This window comes from Sinomicrobium pectinilyticum, assembly GCF_003725735.1.
Lineage (GTDB): Bacteria > Bacteroidota > Bacteroidia > Flavobacteriales > Flavobacteriaceae > Sinomicrobium > Sinomicrobium pectinilyticum.
Genome location: NZ_RJTM01000081.1, coordinates 33,573 through 52,847 on the forward strand (window position 1 = coordinate 33,573; position 19,275 = coordinate 52,847).

At 44.5% G+C, this 19,275-nt stretch carries 15 protein-coding genes, 1 tRNA gene and 1 other RNA gene; 11 read left to right on the forward strand and 6 right to left on the reverse strand.

Going from position 1 to position 19,275, the window contains the following annotated elements; translation table 11 throughout:
- The first annotated feature begins 27 nt into the window (after positions 1-27).
- The 8 genes from ED312_RS11410 (at position 28) to ED312_RS11445 (ending at position 10,685) form a co-directional block, all read left to right on the forward strand.
- Positions 28-2,052, forward strand: coding sequence for an OstA-like protein (locus ED312_RS11410; protein ID WP_123216148.1), 2,025 nt, complete (start codon positions 28-30; stop codon positions 2,050-2,052).
- Positions 2,036-3,247 carry an aspartate aminotransferase family protein gene (locus ED312_RS11415; RefSeq protein WP_240643086.1) on the forward strand — a complete coding sequence of 404 codons (1,212 nt, stop codon included), beginning with the start codon at positions 2,036-2,038 and terminating at the stop codon, positions 3,245-3,247. The genes ED312_RS11410 and ED312_RS11415 overlap by 17 nt, the downstream gene beginning before the upstream one ends.
- Positions 3,248-3,344: 97 nt before the next feature.
- On the forward strand, positions 3,345-4,745 hold the full coding sequence (locus ED312_RS11420; protein WP_123216149.1) for a tetratricopeptide repeat protein: 1,401 nt from the start codon (positions 3,345-3,347) through the stop codon (positions 4,743-4,745).
- Between the two features lie 33 nt (positions 4,746-4,778).
- Entirely contained in the window at positions 4,779-5,753 is a 975-nt protein-coding gene (locus tag ED312_RS11425) for a DUF368 domain-containing protein (RefSeq protein ID WP_123216162.1), read from the forward strand.
- Positions 5,746-6,762 carry a DUF368 domain-containing protein gene (locus tag ED312_RS11430; protein WP_123216150.1) on the forward strand — a complete coding sequence of 339 codons (1,017 nt, stop codon included), beginning with the start codon at positions 5,746-5,748 and terminating at the stop codon, positions 6,760-6,762. The genes ED312_RS11425 and ED312_RS11430 overlap by 8 nt, the downstream gene beginning before the upstream one ends.
- An 86-nt stretch (positions 6,763-6,848) precedes the next feature.
- A complete protein-coding gene (locus ED312_RS11435) occupies positions 6,849-7,589 on the forward strand; it encodes a shikimate dehydrogenase family protein (RefSeq protein WP_123216151.1) in 741 nt (246 codons plus the stop codon).
- A 201-nt stretch (positions 7,590-7,790) separates the two neighbouring features.
- Positions 7,791-9,782 (forward strand): DUF349 domain-containing protein, encoded by a 1,992-nt coding sequence (locus ED312_RS11440; protein WP_123216152.1) that lies wholly within the window; start codon positions 7,791-7,793, stop codon positions 9,780-9,782.
- A gap of 204 nt (positions 9,783-9,986) precedes the next feature.
- A complete protein-coding gene (locus ED312_RS11445) occupies positions 9,987-10,685 on the forward strand; it encodes a DUF2490 domain-containing protein (RefSeq protein WP_123216153.1) in 699 nt (232 codons plus the stop codon).
- Positions 10,686-10,993: 308 nt separating this feature from the next.
- On the opposite strand, the gene rny is transcribed toward ED312_RS11445, so the two are convergent.
- The 5 genes from rny to ED312_RS11470 all read right to left on the reverse strand — a co-directional run bounded on the left by rny (position 10,994) and on the right by ED312_RS11470 (position 14,432).
- Entirely contained in the window at positions 10,994-12,556 is a 1,563-nt protein-coding gene (rny, locus tag ED312_RS11450; RefSeq protein ID WP_123216154.1) for a ribonuclease Y, read from the reverse strand.
- 50 nt (positions 12,557-12,606) lie between these two features.
- Positions 12,607-12,728, reverse strand: a non-coding RNA gene (ssrS, locus tag ED312_RS11455) — 6S RNA.
- Between the two features lie 59 nt (positions 12,729-12,787).
- Positions 12,788-13,078 (reverse strand): cell division protein ZapA, encoded by a 291-nt coding sequence (locus ED312_RS11460; protein ID WP_123216155.1) that lies wholly within the window; start codon positions 13,076-13,078, stop codon positions 12,788-12,790.
- A gap of 16 nt (positions 13,079-13,094) precedes the next feature.
- Complete coding sequence (locus tag ED312_RS11465; RefSeq protein WP_123216156.1) at positions 13,095-13,385, reverse strand: hypothetical protein; 291 nt, start codon at positions 13,383-13,385, stop codon at positions 13,095-13,097.
- A gap of 150 nt (positions 13,386-13,535) precedes the next feature.
- Positions 13,536-14,432, reverse strand: coding sequence for a DUF72 domain-containing protein (locus ED312_RS11470; RefSeq protein WP_123216157.1), 897 nt, complete (start codon positions 14,430-14,432; stop codon positions 13,536-13,538).
- A gap of 190 nt (positions 14,433-14,622) precedes the next feature.
- Here ED312_RS11470 and ED312_RS11475 point away from each other — a divergent pair.
- A tRNA-Arg gene (locus tag ED312_RS11475) sits at positions 14,623-14,696 on the forward strand.
- 93 nt (positions 14,697-14,789) lie between these two features.
- Here ED312_RS11475 and ED312_RS11480 read toward each other — a convergent pair.
- Positions 14,790-14,993, reverse strand: coding sequence for a transposase (locus ED312_RS11480; protein ID WP_240643087.1), 204 nt, complete (start codon positions 14,991-14,993; stop codon positions 14,790-14,792).
- Between the two features lie 774 nt (positions 14,994-15,767).
- Here ED312_RS11480 and aspT point away from each other — a divergent pair.
- Both aspT and aspD read left to right on the forward strand, forming a co-directional pair.
- Positions 15,768-17,462 carry an aspartate-alanine antiporter gene (aspT, locus tag ED312_RS11485; protein ID WP_123216158.1) on the forward strand — a complete coding sequence of 565 codons (1,695 nt, stop codon included), beginning with the start codon at positions 15,768-15,770 and terminating at the stop codon, positions 17,460-17,462.
- Positions 17,463-17,520: 58 nt separating this feature from the next.
- Positions 17,521-19,176, forward strand: coding sequence for an aspartate 4-decarboxylase (gene aspD, locus ED312_RS11490; RefSeq protein WP_123216159.1), 1,656 nt, complete (start codon positions 17,521-17,523; stop codon positions 19,174-19,176).
- The last annotated feature ends 99 nt before the right edge of the window (positions 19,177-19,275 follow it).

The window sequence follows — 19,275 nt, forward strand, 5'->3', positions numbered from 1 at the left end:
AACTATTTTTGAAATAAATTTCATAACGTGCCGGTATCTTTTAAGAAAATAATTTACTGTCTTCTGGCTTTTCTTTCCCTGACCGTGCAAGCCCAGGAAAAGAAGAAGATCAACATTGTATACAGCGGGGAATACAACCAGAATGAACAGAAATATCCCGGGGCATCCATTTTCAGCCGCGATGACCGGCAGGTACAGTTCGAACATGAAGGAATTGATCTCTGGTGCGACCTGGCCGTATTTTACCAGAAAGAAAACCTCCTGAAAGCATTTGGTAATGTTTTTCTGCAACAAGGTGATACGGTACAGCTAAACAGCGGTTATATAGAATATGACGGAAATACGAAACTGGCACTGGCCAAAGAGGATGTAGTGCTCCAGAACACGGATATGACCCTGACTACGGACACGCTGTATTTTGACCGGAACACACAGGAAGCTTATTACAATTCTTTCGGCAGGGTAAAGGATTCCACCAATGTACTGACCAGCCAGGAAGGGCGCTATTATCTTACTCCCAAGAAATACAAGTTTGTCACCGATGTAAAGATCGATAACCCGGAATATGAAGTGCATTCCCTGCGGCTGGATTACTACACCACTACCAAGCATGCCTATATGTATGGCCCCTCCACTATTATCGGGGAAGACTACACCATATACTGCGAAAGAGGGTTCTATAAAACGGAAGAAGAAGAAGGCTATTTCGTAAAGAACTCCCGGGTTGATTACAATAACCGGATTATCAACGGGGATAGCCTCTATTTCAACCAGAAACAAAATTTCGCTTCCGCCACAAACAACATAAAGATCACGGACACCATTAATAAAGGGATCGTCAAGGGACATTATGCCGAAGTGTTCAAGGAGAAGGATTCCGTTTTCATAACCAAAAGGGCCGTCGCCGTAAACCTGGTAGAACAGGACTCCATATATATACACGGGGATACCCTGATGGTAACCGGCAAACCGGAACACCGTATTATTCGTGCTTTCCGCGAAGCCAGGTTTTACAAGTCGGACCTGAGCGGCAAGTGCGATTCCATACATTCCGATCAGAAAACAGGGATCACCCAGCTCATTACCCGCCCCATATTATGGTCGGGCAAAACACAGATGACGGGAGACAGTATCAACCTCCTTTCCGACCCCGAAACCGAAAAACTCGATTCGCTTCGTGTCTGGGACAATGCCTTTGTCGTACAAAAAGATTCCCTGGCAGAAAACGGTTATAACCAGATCAAAGGGAAAGAACTGCTCGGTTACTTCGAGGAGAACGAATTGCGGGTAGTGGATATAATCAAAAATGCGGAATCTATCTACTACACCCGGAACGATAAAAACGAACTGATCGGTATTGACAAGCATGTCAGCGGTAATATCCAATTTACCATTGAGAACAACGAAATACAGGACATCTCCTATTTTATCAATCCCGATGCCGTTCTCTACCCGGAAAGCCAGCTTCCCGAAAACGCCAGAAAACTCCGGGGCTTTGTCTGGTACGGAGATGAAATGATACGGAGCAAGGACGATATTTTCGATGAGGACGACAACAATATCGAACTTGTAAAAATACGGGGAATTGACAATCCCATAGCTATCGAAGCCGAGGAAGAAGAATACCGAAGGGCTATGGATACGGAGCCGACGGCACTTCCTCCCCGGGAAGAAGTGCCGCCACCTGCCAAGGTTACGGACAGCATTCCGCCGGAAGCCGGGGACACCAGCTCCGTGACACCGCCTGTTGAAAAAGACAGTACTGCCACGGAAGGCGAAGGGACCGACTCCCTCCGTATCCGGCAACCTGTAACACCGGCCACAGACAACCTCCCGGAAGAAAGGGACAGCATCAGAAACACACAAGCCGGTTCCCTGAAGTCCGCAACACCGGGTACCCCCGCAACGGACAGCATCCCGGTAAAAAAGGAGCCGGACAGTATTATTCCTCCGGAGCGGAATGATTCCATTAGCAGGAAAGAAAAGCAGAATATTACATCCCCGTCATCCGGACAACAAAGCACCGGGGAGAAAAATGAAGAAGACCTATAGGAATATGTCAATGACGAAACAGGATTTTTTTGAATACCAGGCGCAAACATCACCTCACCCTCTTGCCCTGGAAGTTTCTCATGCCAGAGGCAGCTATATTTACGACACTACCGGCAAGGCTTACCTGGATTTTGTTGCAGGAGTTTCCGCAAACACCCTGGGGCACAGCCATCCCCGCGTGGTAGAAGCCGTAAAAGAGCAGGCCGGTAGCTATATGCACGTTATGGTCTACGGGGAATTTGTCCAGAAACCTGCAGTGGAACTCACCAGGTTACTGGCATCGCACCTTCCCGCTCCGCTGGAGACTACTTACCTTGTCAACTCCGGTACCGAGGCCATAGAAGGCGCCCTGAAACTGGCCAAAAAAGCTACGGGACGAAGCGAGATTATCGCTGCACGGAATGCCTATCACGGCAACACCCAGGGTTCTATGAGTGTGATGGGCCACGAAGAACGCAGGCAGGCCTTTCGCCCCCTTATTCCGGGGAGCAGGTTCATTACGTTCAATAAAGAAGAAGACCTGGAGAATATCACAGAAAGAACAGCAGCCGTCCTGCTGGAAACCATACAGGGCGGAGCGGGATTCATTCTCCCCTCCGATAATTACCTGCAAAAAGTCAGGATGCGGTGCAACGAAACCGGGACCCTGCTCATACTTGATGAAATTCAACCCGGATACGGCAGAACGGGGAAGCTTTTCGGTTTTGAACACTTCGGAATTGTTCCCGATATCCTGGTCATGGGTAAAGGCATGGGCGGAGGGATGCCTGTTGGTGCATTCACGGCATCAAAGGCCCTGATGGCTCTGCTAAAGGACAATCCAAAACTGGGCCATGTCACAACTTTTGGAGGAAATCCCGTAATAGCGGCGGCCTGCCTGGCGACATTACGCGAAGTAACGGAAACTTCCCTTATGGCAGCTACCCTGGAAAAAGAAAAACTGTTTCGCGAATTACTCGTTCATCCGCGGATCAGGGAAGTGCGCGGAAAAGGACTGATGCTTGCCATAATGACAGAAAGCGCGGAAATGACCAATTATGTCATCCTGGAATCCCTTAAACGCGGCGTACTGATGTTCTGGTTACTTTTTGAGCCGAACGCAGTACGCATAACCCCTCCCCTCACCATTTCCGAAGCGGAAATACGTGAAGGGTGTTCCGTTATCCTGGACATCCTGGATCAATGGCACGATTAATGTTAACTACTTTGTTGATAACAAATAAGGGGATTTGCCGGAAATAAAGGCCGCAAACCCTAAATTTATTAACGTAGAATCCTAAAAAAGCATGCTTATGCCATTTAGTTCTAACGAAGACCGAAACTTTCCCATTTCGAAATTCGAGTCCATGCTCAAGACAAATGACGTGTATTTTTTTGATGCGGATGATTTTGAGGACATTATCCACCACTATCTCGATTTAGGGAAAGTGGCCCTGGCCAAAAAAGCCATAAAGATCGGACTGGAACAACACACCACTTCGACCACCTTGAAATTGCTGCTCATCGAAGTACTGATCTTTGAAAACCGGTTTGAAGTAGCGGAAAAAATGCTGGACGAACTCGCGGCCCTCGAAACCTCCAACGAGGAAATATACATTCAGCGGGCTAATATATATTCCAAGAAAGACAATCACGTCATGGCCATTGAACTCCTCAAAGAGGCCCTGGCCTATACCGAGGACAGTGCGGATGTCTATTCGCTCATAGGTATGGAATATCTTTTCCTGGACAAGTATGCCGAAGCCAAGGATTGTTTTATAAAATGCCTGGAAGAAGACCCGGAAGACTATTCCGCCCTTTATAATATCATCTACTGTTTTGACTTCCTGGAGGATCATGACGGCGCCATAACCTATTTGAATACTTACCTGGAAGACAATCCGTACAGTGAAGTGGGCTGGCACCAGATAGGCAAACAGTTCTTCCACAAGAAGATGCTTAACGAAGCGCTTGCCGCCTTTGATTTTGCGATCATTTCCGACGATACCTTTATAGGAGCTTACCTCGAAAAAGGCAAAGTCCTGGAAAAACTCGGAAGATACAACGAAGCCATTGAAAACTACGAACTCACCCTGACCCTGGATGATCCTACCTCCTTTGCTTACCTCAGGATAGGAAAATGCCATGAAAAACTGGGTAATGACAATGTAGCCAAACAGTACTATTACAAAACTGTCCATGAAGACCCGTTACTGGACAAAGGATGGATAGCCATCACCGATTTTTACCTGAAACAATACAATTACCAGAAAGCCAAATACTACATCAACAAAGCCCTTAACATTGATAGCGAAAATATAGCGTACTGGAAACGTTGTGCCGAAATAAACAAGGAACTTCACCTTTATGAGGAAGCAGACATTTCGTACCAGAAAACCATTGAACTGGGTAACTACGAACTGGAAACGTGGACTTCCTGGTGTGATATTCTCGTAAAGATCGGTGAATTTGAAAACGCCGTGCACGTTATGCTCCAGGCCCTTGAATTCTATCCTAAAGAAGCCTGCCTGGAATACCGTATCGCAGGGCTCTATTTTACCTTGTCCGACTACAGTAAAGGACGTTTTCACCTCAGGAATGCCCTGACCGATAATTACGAGGACCGGATCATTATGGAAGAGCTGTTTCCTACAGTTTTCAGCAGCAAGACCGTTAAGAATTTTATAACAGATTTTAAAAAGGCTTCTATTTAAAATTGTCTATTTTTGTTCGTCAAAGAACAGAATATGCAAAGAAGGCTATTTGATTACCTGATAATCACTTTCAAAGGGATGGCTATGGGAGCCGCCGATGTTGTTCCCGGGGTGTCCGGAGGTACCATAGCATTTATTTCGGGGATTTATGAAGAACTTATCGGTTCTATCGACAAGATCAACCTGTCCTCGCTGAAGATCTGGAAACGAAGTGGTTTCAAGGCCATGTGGAGCGATATTAACGGTAATTTTTTACTGGCCCTTGTTATAGGTATCGCCATCAGCATCTTCTCCCTTGCAAGGTTTATCAGCTGGTTGCTCGACACCCACCCCATAGCCGTATGGTCGTTCTTTTTCGGCCTGGTCATAGCCAGCATCTATTTCATAGGCAAGCAGATATCCCGGTGGTCCGCAAGGGTTATAACAGCCACCCTGCTGGGGGTGATCGTATCCTATTACGTAACCATTGCACATCCCGTAAGTTCGCCGGACGGATACCTCTACCTGTTTTTGTCAGGTTTTGTAGCCATTATAGCCATGATACTTCCCGGTATATCGGGTGCCTTTATCCTGCTGCTCATGGGATCATACGAAATTGTTATCAACACTATAAATCAGCTCCGTGAAGGGATATTTCGTGCCGATATGCAACTTCTGGAGCAGGCTTTTACCAAACTGGCTGCATTTGGTATAGGAGCCATCCTGGGCCTCAAACTGTTTTCGGGCGTCCTCAACTGGATGTTCAAGCACTATAAGAATACAACCCTGGCTCTCCTGACCGGCTTTATGGTCGGGTCCCTGAACAAAATATGGCCCTGGAAAGAAACCCTTTCGTGGAGAGTAAATTCACACAATGAACAGGTTCCCGTACTGCAAAGAAGTATATCTCCTTTCCGGTTCGAAGGAGACAGTCAGGTAATACTGGCATGCCTTGTTGCCATTGCGGGATTCCTCACCATATATCTTTTGGAGAAAATAGCCGTAAAAGCACAAAAAACGAATGAATAGTTCCAGAACACTCCGGGACAGGATCTTTTTAGTGATAAAAGGACTTGCCATGGGCGCTGCCAACAAGGTGCCCGGGGTATCCGGAGGTATCGTGGCCTTTGTCGCCGGCTTTTACGAAGAATTTATCTACTCCCTTCAAAAAATCAACCTCAAGGCGCTGAAACTGCTTATCAACGGCAGATTCAATTCTTTTTACCGCTATATCAACGGCAGGTTTCTCGGGCTCCTGATCTTCGGTATGCTCGTCAGCTACTTCAGTGTATCCAGGCTGCTCGATTATTTTATAGGCCTTAAAGAACTTTACGTCTGGGCCAGCTTTTTCGGGATGATCATAGGTTCCATCTACTATATTTCCAAAGGGTTTCACTGGACCCGGAAAACCATCCTCTCCGCAATCATAGGGCTTTTAGCCGGAATCTCGATCAGCTTCCTGAGCCCGGCAAGGGAAAACCCTAACCTTTTCTTTGTTTTCCTCTGCGGGATCATAAGTGTTTCCGGAATGACACTTCCGGGCCTGTCCGGTTCTTTTATCCTTATCCTCCTCGGAAATTATGTACTTCTGCTGGTAGATTCGGTCAATGCGCTGTACGACACTTTCGCAGAAATCTTTCAGGGTGATTTTTCCTTCATCCGGAATCAGGAACGCATTGATACCCTTATTATCCTGGGAGTTTTTACCCTCGGATCGGCAACCGGGCTGGTAACCTTGTCCCATCTGCTCAATTACGTATTAAAACACTACCGCAATATAACCACTGCCATCATAATAGGGTTTATTACCGGTTCGCTGGGCGTGGTATGGCCGTGGAAAAGGACCATATTCCGTATAGACGAAGCCGGAAAATACATCCTGGACAGTGAAGGACACCGGATCATCCAGAACTACCAGCGCTATATTCCCGATTTTTCACTTCCGGAGACCTGGGGAGCCATAGGTTTTGTTATATTTGGGGTATTGATCGTACTGTCCCTGGACTGGTACGGAAGGCGCACAAGAAGGATTAAATAATGATTTCCCGGGAAGCCCCGCCTTCGACAGCCATAGCGTAAAGCGCATCAATATCCACAGGGCTTCCGCACAAAAAACAGAAAAATATGCCACTATTCGGACTTATCGGAAAAAACATATCGTACTCTTTCTCCCAGGTATATTTCCGGGAAAAATTTGAAAAACTACAACTTACAGACCATTCCTACGTCAACTTCGACCTGCAGGACATTACAAAGTTCCCGTCTATCTTTACCAAACACCCGGACCTCAGGGGATGTAACGTGACTATCCCTTATAAGGAAGCGGTAATACCTTATCTTTCCGGGCTCAGCAATAAAGCAAAAGAGATAGGTGCCGTAAATGTCATTAAGGTCGAGAAAGATCGCCTTACCGGGTACAATACGGATTACTACGGTTTCCAGGCCTCCCTGCAGCCCTTGTTGCGAAAAGAGCACGGCAAAGCCCTTATACTTGGCACGGGAGGTGCTTCCAAGGCGGTAGCCTTCAGCCTTAAAGAACTCGGCATTGATCATACGTTTGTTTCCAGGAAGCCCGAAGAAGGGCAAATATCCTATGAAGACCTGGACGAAAAAACAATGAAAAACAACCCGGTTATCATAAACTGTACCCCTCTGGGCACCTACCCTGATATAGAAAGCAAACCGGCAATCCCATACGATTACATTACCCCGAAACACCTGTTATACGACCTTATTTACAATCCGGCGGAAACTTCCTTTTTAAAAGAAGGAAAAGAAAGGGGCGCCACTACAAGCAACGGACTTCGCATGCTGCAGCTTCAGGCAGAAAAGGCCTGGGAAATATGGAATTCTTCTGACCGGTAAATCCCTGTATGGCCTGCCGTTTTGCCATGAAATCTACCGGCATTTCCGCCCAGGGAGAAAAAAACAGGGTTTTCTCCGTTTTTTAAAATTCCCATTTTTTTAAGAAACAGCCTCTCTAAAAGTATCAAAAGTTTTGCTATTTTAAGAGTAGTTAGTATCTTTCACGTTCTAAAGTGATGATGAACCTTAAACATTTTTAAGATGTTAGACCAAAAAGACAACAACCTGCACCAGGCAGAGGAAAATGCTGCTACCGGCCGGACCGAAGGGGAGGAAAAAGAGATTGCCGTGGACAATACGGCGGCTCCCGATACGGAATCCGGGGCGGAAGAGCATAAAACCGAAGAGGTGGAAGACAACGATGCAGGTCAGGCAACCCCAGCCGCTATTGAGGTAAATGAAGAAGAGGTCCTGAACGAAATAGATGAGTCCAATGCCGAAGATGCCGAAGACGAAGATAACGCCAAGAGACATTCCATCCCGATACTGGATTATCATGCCATGAGCCTGGATAAACTGGCCGAGGAACTGGAAAAGCTTATCAAAAGAGAAAAGGTACAGGCCATAAAAGAGCATGTGGATGGCATTAAATACGAATTTGACCTGAAATTCCAGGATCTTCTGGAAGAAAAGAAGGAAGAGTTCCTCAACGACGGGGGCAATGAAATAGACTTCCGGTATAATCCGCCCGTAAGGCAGAGATTTCTCAATGCTTACGGAGATTACAAGGACAAAAGGAACCAGTATTATCAAAACCTGGAGCAAAACCTTAAAAGCAATCTCAATAAGCGACTGGAGATCATCGAGGAATTAAAAGGCCTGATCAATGTAGAGGAAAACATCAATACTACCTACAAACATTTCAAAGAGCTCCAGGACCGCTGGAAAGTAGCCGGGCCTATCCCAAGGGTCAACTACAACGACGTATGGCGGACCTACCAGCATCATGTAGAGCGCTTCTATGATTTCCTGGATATCAACCGCGATCTTCGGGACCTCGATTTCAGGCACAACCTGGAAGAAAAGGAAAAACTGATCGCGAGGGCAGAACAGCTCGCAGAGATCTCCGACGTAAATACGGCTTTCAGGGAGTTGCAATCGCTCCATAAAATATGGAAGGAAGACATTGGTCCCGTAGACCGGGAACACCGTGAGGACGTATGGGACCGTTTCAGCGCAGCTACCAAAGTCATTCACGAAAAAAGACAGGAGTACTTTAAAAACATGGATGAAATCCATGAACAGAACCTGCAGAAAAAGGAGGAAATTATTGCCCAAATCAATGCGATTGCGCAAAATAAAGTCTCTTCTCATAACCAGTGGCAAAGACAGATCAAGGAGATCGAAGCGCTCAGGGAAGCCTTTTTCAACGCCGGAAGAGTGCCGCGAAAGGTTAATGAAGAAGTGTGGGCGGCCTTTAAAACTGCAGTGAGGACCTTTAACCGGAACAAAAACGAATTTTACAAAAATCTCAAAAAAGATCAGCACGAGAACCTGGCCAAAAAACAGGAACTCATCAAAATAGCCCAGGAAAACAAAGACAGTGACGACTGGGAAGTGGTAACCCCGCTGATGAAGAAAATACAGTCCGACTGGAAAAAGATAGGCCATGTGCCACGTAAGTATTCCGACAAAATATGGAATGAATTCAAGGCAGCCTGCAACCATTATTTCGACAGGCTTCACCAGCACAGGGATGAAGGCAATAAAGATGAAATGGAAGCCTACAAGGGCAAAGAAGCCTTACTCGATGAACTCAAGGAGTTCCAGCTGACCGGCGATCACCAGGACGACCTGGAAACAGTCAAGGAATTTATCTCCCAATGGAGGTCTTACGGGCGTGTCCCCTATTACAAAAGGAGCATAGAGAGCAAGTTCAACAAGATTATCGATGCCCTCTTTAAAAAACTGGACGTTGCCAAACGCGACATAGAACTTATTAAATACGGGAACAAGCTGGAACAACTGGCCAATTCCGACCAGGATAACCTGATCGATAACGAAATGATCTTTATCCGCCGCAAGATAGATGAAGTAAAAGGTGAGATCCGTCAACTGGAAAACAACCTGCAGTTCATCAATGCCGATGAGACCAATCCTATTGTAAGAGAGGTAAACAAAAACATCGACAAACATAAGGAAACACTTGCACTGTGGAAGGCCAAGCTCAAACAACTGAGGGAAATGGACTAATAACAGCCGTTTCCCCGGTTTCAAATCCCTGAAAAAGTTGTTTTTTTCATTCCGGAAAACCGCCGGATCTCTTTCGGGACCATTACACAACGCTATACGGTACCCGGGCATTTACGGCCCCGTGAAGCAGAGCGCCATTACCGTTCCCTGTTACCCATCGCACCTAATCTGATTTATTCTAAAACTCACAAACGTTTCAAAACAATGAAAAAAGCAGCATTTTGCCTTGTTCTAACGGCATATTTTCTCTTCCCGGACTCAACCTTCGCGCAGGTCAATGAAAACGAAACAGGAGCCTGGTATATGTACTTCTGGAATACGACATTAAAAAACAGCCGGTTTGGTTTTCAGGGGGATGTGCAATACAGGAACTGGGACATTATGGGCGACCTGGAGCAACTTCTCCTGCGTGGCGGTGTCACTTACGAACCGGAGAAAGCCAATGTTAAATTTACCCTCGGGTACGGCTATGTCCTTTCCGGCGAATATGGCGACAGCAATAGCACCAGTGAAGAAAGCAGAATATACCAGGAGGCACTGCTCCCCCATAAACTGGCAGACCGTTTTTATCTCACCCATCGTTTCCGGTTTGAACAACGCTGGGTGGAAAGCCAGGACTTCCGTACACGCTTTCGCTATAACCTCTTCCTGAATATCCCGGTAAACCAGGTCTCCCTGAATAAGGGAGCAATTTACATCGCCCTTTATAACGAATTGTTTATCAACGGACAAAAAGAGACAGGCAACGGCAACACGGTAGAAATATTCGACAGGAACCGCCTTTATACCGCGCTGGGGTACAGCATTACGGACAACCTTAAAGTACAGGCGGGTTATATGCGCCAGTCCACCAATACTGTGGATAAAGGGCAATTACAACTAAGCCTGCATCATACGCTTTAAAAATTAAAGTCCTGAAAATCATGTACAGGCACAGGTACGGGTGGCGATGTCAAAAACACCTAAACAAATGATTATCAATAAAAAACACGCATCACCTCAACAAGTTCATTAAGTCCTTCCTCCGGAATACAGCTTTTCGGAAACCAGCCAACTCCTGCAGAGGGGCACTAATAAGGGAAGGACATGATTTTTATTATTTCTCCCATCAATAACACACGTGGCCGGCAGATATCTGCCGGCCACGTCGCTCTTATATTAATCATATTTTTTTTAACTCGAAAAAAGTTCTCCGAAATCTTCCAGGTCCTCTACTTGGCTATATTTACCGACCTGGTCTCACGGATTACCGTTACTTTTACCTGTCCCGGATAGGTCATATCCGTTTGTATTTTCTGGGAGATCTCAAAAGACAGTTCCGCGGCCTTGTCATCGCTTACCTTTTCACTTTCCACAATGACCCTCAATTCTCTTCCGGCCTGGATTGCGTAAGCTTTTTTAACGCCATGGAAAGCGAAAGCTATATCTTCCAGGTCTTTCAGACGCTGTATATAGGAATCGAGTACCTGGCGCCTTGCACCCGGTCTTGCCCCGCTTATAGCATCACAGACCTGCACTATCGGCGCTATGAGCGATTTCATTTCCACTTCGTCGTGGTGCGCCCCGATAGCATTACAAACATCGGGTTTTTCCCCGTATTTCTCAGCCCATTCCATACCGAGTATAGCATGCGGCATTTCGGTTTCGGATTCAGGAACTTTCCCTATATCATGAAGCAGTCCGGCGCGTTTGGCAAGTTTAGGGTTAAGTCCCAGTTCTGCTGCCATCACTCCGCATAGCTTGGCCACTTCACGGGAGTGTTGCAGCAGGTTTTGTCCGTAAGAAGAACGGTACTTCATACGTCCTACCATTTTTATCAGTTCCGGGTGAAGGCCGTGTATCCCCAGGTCAATGACCGTTCTCTTTCCGACTTCGATGATCTCCTCCTCTATCTGCTTGGTTGTTTTCTGTACCACCTCCTCAATACGTGCCGGGTGTATCCTTCCGTCCGTTACCAGCTTATGCAGGGACAAACGGGCGATTTCCCTCCTTACGGAGTCAAAGCAGGATAAGATAATGGCCTCGGGAGTATCATCCACAATGATCTCCACCCCGGTAGCCGACTCCAGTGCCCGGATATTTCTCCCTTCCCGGCCTATGATACGACCTTTGATATCGTCGGATTCCAGGTTAAATACGGAAACACAGTTTTCTATGGCTTCTTCGGTGCCTATCCGCTGAATGGTGTTTATAATTACTTTCTTGGCTTCCTGCTGTGCCGTGAGTTTTGCCTCTTCGAGCGTATTCTGCACGTAACTCATCGCATCGCTCTTAGCGTCCGCTCTCAGGGACTCTATCAACTGGCTTTTGGCCTCTTCCGCCGGCAAGCCGGAAATAATTTCAAGCTGTTTTACCTGGCTTTTATGCAGCTTTTCTACTTCTGTCTGTTTCTTGTCCAGGATCTCCATCCTGTATTCGTAGTCTTTCAGTTTTACTTCCAGTTCTTCGTTGAGCTTTTTATTTCTGGACAATTCCCCGGTAACCTGTGCTTCCTTGTCCCTGGTCCTTTTCTCAACTTCTGCAATTTTCTTATCTTTTGCTACAATTACCTTTTCGTGCTCTGCCTTCAGTTCAAGGAATTTCTCCTTGGCCTGAAATATCTTATCTTTTTTTATGCTTTCGCCTTCGGTAGTGGCTTCTTTTACAATGGATGCTGCTTCTCTCTTGGCATTGGCCAATATTTTAGACGCATTTTTCTTTTCCATTATTCTGGCGATGAAAAAGCCCAGGGCCACGCCAACTATACCCGCAACAATAATCATAGTTATATCCATCTTGTTTTCTCTTTTAAAAAAAAAGCCTACATCGGTAAAGGGTTATGTATAAACTCCAAAAGACAAGTTTAGGATTAACCGGCTGATCAAGGGTCCGTTTATCCGGCCGAAACCGGAAACGGCATGCTTTTACAACCGAGACTCACCCTTTTTAATTTGAATAGCGTTGAGTTTATCAAACAATAATACCAATGTAGGCAGTACCTCTATCTTATTTAAAGAACTTCTTTTTTATGAACTAAGTTTAGCCTGAAGAAGTTCATTCAAAGCCTCCAGGCGTTCTTTGACCTCTTCATTTCCTCTTTCTTTGTCTATACTTTTCTGTTCCAGCCGCGAAGCAAACTGCAGGGCACACATAGCCAATACATCCTGTTTGTCTCTTACGGCATAATTCTGTTCAAACTGCTTCACAAGCCCTTCTATGCTTTTAGCCGCTTTCCGCAACCCTTCTTCCTGAGCGGGATCAATGGTCAGCGGATACACACGATCTGCTATAGATATCTTAATTCTGAGCTTATCCATACGTCTTTACAGAACACTATTCCGAGAGTTGTGCTATACAGCTGTCAATCTCCCGTATTAAAGTATTTATTTTAAGCTTAGTTTCCGTTTTGCTTTCATTACTGCCCAACATTGCATTCGCCAGTTTAAGTGCATTATATTTTTCTTCCCAGTTGGTTATAACAGCTTCTTTTTCCTGTATCACCTTTTCGGAATCTGCTAATTCCTGCGATAATTTAAGATTAGCCTGCTTTAAAATCTCCATTTTGTGAAGCAGCCTGCTAATCCTATTTTCAAGAGAATCAACAATTTCTGTAATATCACTCATACCTGCAAATAACAATACATCTGCCTACAAAGTTAACATACCTGATCATACTTCGCAATAGTTTCCCTCATTTTTATCGCATTTCATCCATACAGGCACTCAACAAAGTGAAATAATTACGGTCCGAATAGCACCCGGTTTCTCCTGTTTTCAGAACAATTTCTGTTGTCCGTCTGCCAGGGTATGCGGAACGGAAAGACTGCTTCCCAGCTCTTTATTCAGCTTTTTGATAAGATAGGCCGATAATAAGGGGGACGCTTTTTCGAGATTCTGGTGTACAAAAAAATGGATATGCCCTAACCCCTGTTCTACCCATGATTTCAATCTTGCAACCCACTCGTCCAGCCGATCGTAATCACTTTCGTGATTTGCTCCCACATATCTTACGAATGCTTCGTTGTTTGTCAGCCTCATATGCATAAGATCTCTCCTGCCCGCAGTGTCTACTATGATATTGGCTATATTGTTTTCTTCCAGCAGGTGGTACAGTTCTGCGGCCACGCCGGGATCGTTAAACCAATCGGTATGACGAAATTCTACTGCCAGGGGAATTTCATCAGGCCAGAATTCGATGAAACTTACTACCCTGTCAAAATCCTTCGGGGCAAAATTGTTATGCATCTGCAGAAATACGGTCCCGAGCTTCTCCTTGAGATGAACTACACCGTCCAGGTACTCTTCCACCGGCCCCTGGAAATCCAGCAATCTTTTAAGGTGACTTACCATCTGGTTCACCTTCGGGAAGAACCGGAAATTTTCCGGTACCTTATCATACCAGGCCGCAAACTGGGATGGCGGAAAATTCCTGTAGAAGGTGGCATTAAGCTCTATAGCGTTGAACTGGGTCGCATAATACACCAGTTCATCTTTGGTCCCCCTCGGATAAAAATTCTTGAGGTCCTGCCGGTTCCATTTGGCACATCCTATATAAATCTGGGGAGATTTTTTCTTGTTCTTATTTGCGGAAAGGACCGCAGCCGTATCCGGATGGTCTTCCGGAAAGGAAAAATCTACGGTTTCCGGATTATCCACTTTACCAAATTTCATTTTTACCGTTTTTATTATTGTTTTACAAAGTACGCATAATTCCGTAAATTTGCGAAACTGTTGAGAACTCCACTATTTTTTTTCAGAAGGTAACAAACAGTATGTTTTGAAGTTAGGCCTCAATAAAACAATTTTCATTAATTTTTCTTTGCCCGGCTCTTAAAAAAGAATATATTTGCACCCGCAAAATGGCCTCGTAGCTTAACTGAATAGAGCACTTGATTACGGCTCAAGAGGTTGCAGGTTTGAATCCTGCCGAGGTCACTTCACGGGACAAAGAGGAAAAATCCTTTTTTGTCCCGTTTTTTTATTTGTAGGTAAATCGGCATTCTTTAGGATCATTCCCAATTGTTGTGTTTATGCAAAGATTGTAGTTAATCTATAAAGGAAGAATTCTACATTTTTCACTCCTCTAAACTGTGCTCTAAAGGCTTTTATTTTAGCACTAAAAGAAGATTCGGCTGAGGAATTTGTACTGCGATTACGGAAGTAATTCAGGATGGACTTGTAATTCAGTATAATACTGTTCGCTATGGTGTTGAAGGTTTTAAAACCCGGCATCTTCAACTTCCTTATACCAATGTGCTAATTTGGTATAGGCTATTTTTATATCCGTATCCTGGTTAAAAATAGTTCTCAAGCCCTGAACCAGCTTATAGGCTTTCTTTAAAATAATGGATATTCCTTAAATAGGATTTCTCCACGTTCCTTTTGGCTTGGAGTCCATTTATCAGGGGATTTATAAAGCGGATATCTGCTTCTTGCAAGAAGTTGCTTTGCACTATCCCCATTGGAAAAGATAAAAAGTATATATGCTTTGTGGGCTTCTTTACATTATTTAATCTATTCATTTTCTTGATCTAAGGTTCCCTAACTGTATTTGACACGAAGTTCCTGAAGTGCTTCTATCGCTAGTTTTTACACATGAAAACGATTGGTTACCTGTGTGGCTTCAGGGAAGCATACTTTGATAATATGCCTCATCTTTTAATAACGATTTATCCATCCTATCCGAAAACTTCTCTTCCTCAAATATCTATACCTCCTGGCAGGTATTAAGGGTATTAAAAAACGAGATTTTTTTATTAAACATCCAAATGCTCCTTTGAAGTATATAAGGTTTTAAAAATTATTCCCTATATTAGTAAATAAATTCGTTCAAAATAACAGATTTAATACATGAATAATTATAGGATAATTCTTTAAAATAATTATAGGATAATTCTTTAAAACAATTATATATGCTTTCCTTCTTATAAATTTCATCTATTTGTTAATCCCTAGCAAAAAAGAAGACATAGTCAATATTTTGTCCCAAAAAACTTAACTTTCTTTATGAAGTGGCTCATTCAAGTATTCCAACATTATCCTGAACTGGCTATTTTTTTAACGCTCGCTTCAGGCTACTTTATCGGGGGAATTAAAATCGGAAAATTTTCTTTAGGTACTGTCACTGGTGTTTTAATTATGGGGTTGCTCATAGGCCAGATAAACATAGACATTTCTCCAACTGTAAAATCCGTATTCTTTCTGATGTTTCTTTTCGCTGTGGGTTATAGTGTAGGCCCGCAATTCTTTGGAGGCCTTAAAAAGGACGGATTGCCGCAAATGTTTTTTGCAGTTATTGTTTGTATTCTTTGTCTTATTTGCCCCCTTGTTATCGGAAAATTAATGGGATATGATGTAGGGCTTACAGCCGGGTTGTTATCCGGCTCTCAAACAATATCAGCTGTAATTGGGGTAGCCTCCGATACCATTAACCAACTGTATATTCCTGCTGACCAAAAAGCAGATTACATCAATAAGATACCGGTGGCTTATGCCGTAACTTATATTTTCGGTACAGCCGGTTCTGCATGGGTACTGGCTTCTTTAGGCCCTAAATTACTTGGAGGCAATTTAATAGAAAGAACAAAGGAGCTGGAAGCAAAATTAGGAGGAGATGCCATTGGTAATGAACCCGGTATCACCTCTGCTTATGACCGGATCATATATAGTGCTTACCGGATCTCAGCGCATTCCTTCGCCAATAATAGATCCGTCAAGGAAATAGAAGAAGAATTACAAAAACACGGTCGTCATTTATTTGTGGAGCGTATCAGAAAAGGTGAGGAAATTATGGAAGTAACCGGGGATACGATTGTAAATGAAAACGATGTGATCGTCATCGGGGGACGCAGGGAATTTATGATGAACTACAGGAGGACCACGGAAGAAGAAATACTGGATGTGGAATTGCTCAATTTTCCCTTAGAAGTACTCAGTGTTATGGTCATTAAAAAAGAAGTCACCGATACTACCATTGCAGACCTTGGAAACATGGAATTTATGCATGGGGTCGTTATCAGAACGATCAAAAGAGCTGGTATTGAAATGCCCGTTTTCCCCAATACTGTGATAAGAAAAGGCGATATGATCGAATTGGTGGGGATAAAACAACACGTGGAACGGGCAATCTCACATATTGGATATGCAGACAGGCCGACAAATATGACAGATATGATATTTGTAGGATTGGGCATTGTCCTCGGCGGGCTGATAGGTACATTGACCCTGCATGTAAGTGGTGTCCCGCTAAGTCTAAGTACCAGCGGCGGTGCCCTTATCGCCGGCCTGGTATTCGGATGGCTACGAGGGCAACACCCTACTTTCGGGCGTATACCGCAGCCGGCACTTTGGGTAATGAATAATGTAGGATTGAACATGTTTATCGCCGTTGCCGGTATCACGGCTGCACCCAGTTTTATAGAAGGGTTTAAAGAAGCCGGCTGGGGATTATTTATTGCAGGGGCCGTAGCAACCGCCATACCACTCATTCTTGGAGTATTACTGGGTAGGTTTGTGTTTAAATTTCACCCGGCAATCACATTGGGATGTACAGCCGGAGCCAGGACAACCACAGCAGCACTGGGAGCAATTCAAGATGCTTTAAAAAGTCAAACCCCCGCTTTGGGATATACGGTTACTTATGCCGTTGGCAATACACTGCTTATCATTTGGGGAGTCGTTATTGTGCTCTTGATGAGCTAATTATTTCACCTGATTCAGAAAAAAGTAATCATAATTCTAATTCAAAAACAATCCGGACATGGCAACAAACACCTCAAGAACAAAAACTTCAAGAGCCACACAAAAAGAGTTGGAGGCATTAAGCCCTTTTGAGATCAAGAACGAGTTGATCGCACTGGCCGAAGAGCACATGCATAAAACTTCTTCTATTATGCTGAATGCCGGCCGGGGTAATCCGAATTGGATTGCCGCTGCACCCCGTGAAGCCTTTTTTACCTTTGGTACCTTTGCTTTGGCGGAATGCAGAAAAGATATGGATGTATCCGGAGGGATGGCCGGTATCGTACAGGATAAAAGCGGTATAGCCAAACGCTTTGAATCTTTTTTATCTGCAAATAAAAGTGCCCCGGGGATCGATTTATTGAAACAAACCTACGAATACGGGATGGAGCAACATCAATTTGACGCAGATGCCTGGGTACGCGAAATGGTGGAGGCCTGTATAGGCTTTAACTATCCCGTTCCCGATCGTATGCTGGCACACATAGAACCTATTGTACACGATTACCTGATACAGGAAATGTGTGCAGGCAAGGCCCCAAAAGGCAAATACGATATTTTCGCCGTAGAAGGTGGTACTGCTGCCATGTGTTATATTTTCGATTCCCTGATGCAAAACCTTCTGATCAAGCGCGGGGATAAAATAGCACTGCTCGTCCCTACTTTCACCCCTTATATTGAGATTCCGGAGCTCGACCGTTATAGCTTTGAAGTCGTAAAAATAATCGCCAATACCACCGCTGAAAACGGATTTCACACCTGGCAATACCCGGATGATGAAATAGACAAGCTGAAAGATCCGGATATAAAAATAGCTTTTGTCATAAATCCGAGTAACCCTCCTTCTACGGCCATACGTCCCCGGGCATTAAAACACATAGTAGATATCGTTAATAAAGATAATCCCGGCCTGATGGTCATTACGGATGACGTCTATGGCACTTTTGTTCCGGGGTTTGTTTCGTTAATGAGCGTACTGCCATACAATACGCTTACCGTCTATTCATTTTCCAAATATTTTGGATGCACCGGCTGGCGCTTAGGGGCCATAGCGTTGCATCAGAAAAATATTTATGACGATAAGATCGCTGCCCTGCCCGATGCCGCTAAGAAGGAATTGCATAAAAGATATGAGACCATGACATTGCATCCGGAAAAGTTAAAGTTCATCGATCGCATGGTAGCAGACAGCCGGCAGGTGGCTTTAAACCATACGGCCGGTTTATCACTCCCTCAACAATTCCAAATGATGCTATTTGCATCCTTCTGCTTACTCGATAAAAAGAATACTTACAAAAAACTTACCCAGGACCTTGTTCATAAAAGACTGAAATTATTATGGGAAGGTATAGGTATTGATATCATTCCGGATAGCATGCGCGCCGGCTACTATTCTGAAATAGATGTTATGGTAGGGGCGGAACATTTTTACGGAAATGAATTAGCCCAATGGTTAAAAGATAATTTTGAACCGGTAGATGTCCTATTTCGCCTCGCAGAGAAAACATCCATCGTATTGCTCAACGGTGGCGGGTTTGCCGGCCCCGAATGGAGCATAAGGGTATCATTGGCCAATTTGCCTACGAAAAGCTACGGCGTTATCGGAAAAAATATCAGAAAGATCCTTATGGAATATGTTCAGGAATGGCAAGATTCTAAAAAATCAAACTCCTGAATCAACTATCTCGGGGCAAGCCCACGAGGTATTCAAATGAGCCAAACCTTAGCTCATTTCGATGCAGAGCATCGGGGAATTAGACCCATTTAATGGGAT

Coding starts and splice junctions, on each gene's coding strand:
- ED312_RS11430 (WP_123216150.1), top strand. CDS start 5,746: ATGAATAGTTCCAGAACACTCCGGGACAGGATCTTTTTAGTGATAAAA.
- ED312_RS11470 (WP_123216157.1), bottom strand. CDS start 14,432: ATGAAATTTGGTAAAGTGGATAATCCGGAAACCGTAGATTTTTCCTTT.
- rny (WP_123216154.1), bottom strand. CDS start 12,556: ATGGATATAACTATGATTATTGTTGCGGGTATAGTTGGCGTGGCCCTG.
- ED312_RS11425 (WP_123216162.1), top strand. CDS start 4,779: ATGCAAAGAAGGCTATTTGATTACCTGATAATCACTTTCAAAGGGATG.
- ED312_RS11480 (WP_240643087.1), bottom strand. CDS start 14,993: ATGCCGGGTTTTAAAACCTTCAACACCATAGCGAACAGTATTATACTG.
- ED312_RS11460 (WP_123216155.1), bottom strand. CDS start 13,078: ATGGATAAGCTCAGAATTAAGATATCTATAGCAGATCGTGTGTATCCG.
- ED312_RS11420 (WP_123216149.1), top strand. CDS start 3,345: ATGCCATTTAGTTCTAACGAAGACCGAAACTTTCCCATTTCGAAATTC.
- ED312_RS11435 (WP_123216151.1), top strand. CDS start 6,849: ATGCCACTATTCGGACTTATCGGAAAAAACATATCGTACTCTTTCTCC.
- aspD (WP_123216159.1), top strand. CDS start 17,521: ATGGCAACAAACACCTCAAGAACAAAAACTTCAAGAGCCACACAAAAA.
- aspT (WP_123216158.1), top strand. CDS start 15,768: ATGAAGTGGCTCATTCAAGTATTCCAACATTATCCTGAACTGGCTATT.
- ED312_RS11465 (WP_123216156.1), bottom strand. CDS start 13,385: ATGAGTGATATTACAGAAATTGTTGATTCTCTTGAAAATAGGATTAGC.
- ED312_RS11445 (WP_123216153.1), top strand. CDS start 9,987: ATGAAAAAAGCAGCATTTTGCCTTGTTCTAACGGCATATTTTCTCTTC.
- ED312_RS11415 (WP_240643086.1), top strand. CDS start 2,036: ATGAAGAAGACCTATAGGAATATGTCAATGACGAAACAGGATTTTTTT.
- ED312_RS11440 (WP_123216152.1), top strand. CDS start 7,791: ATGTTAGACCAAAAAGACAACAACCTGCACCAGGCAGAGGAAAATGCT.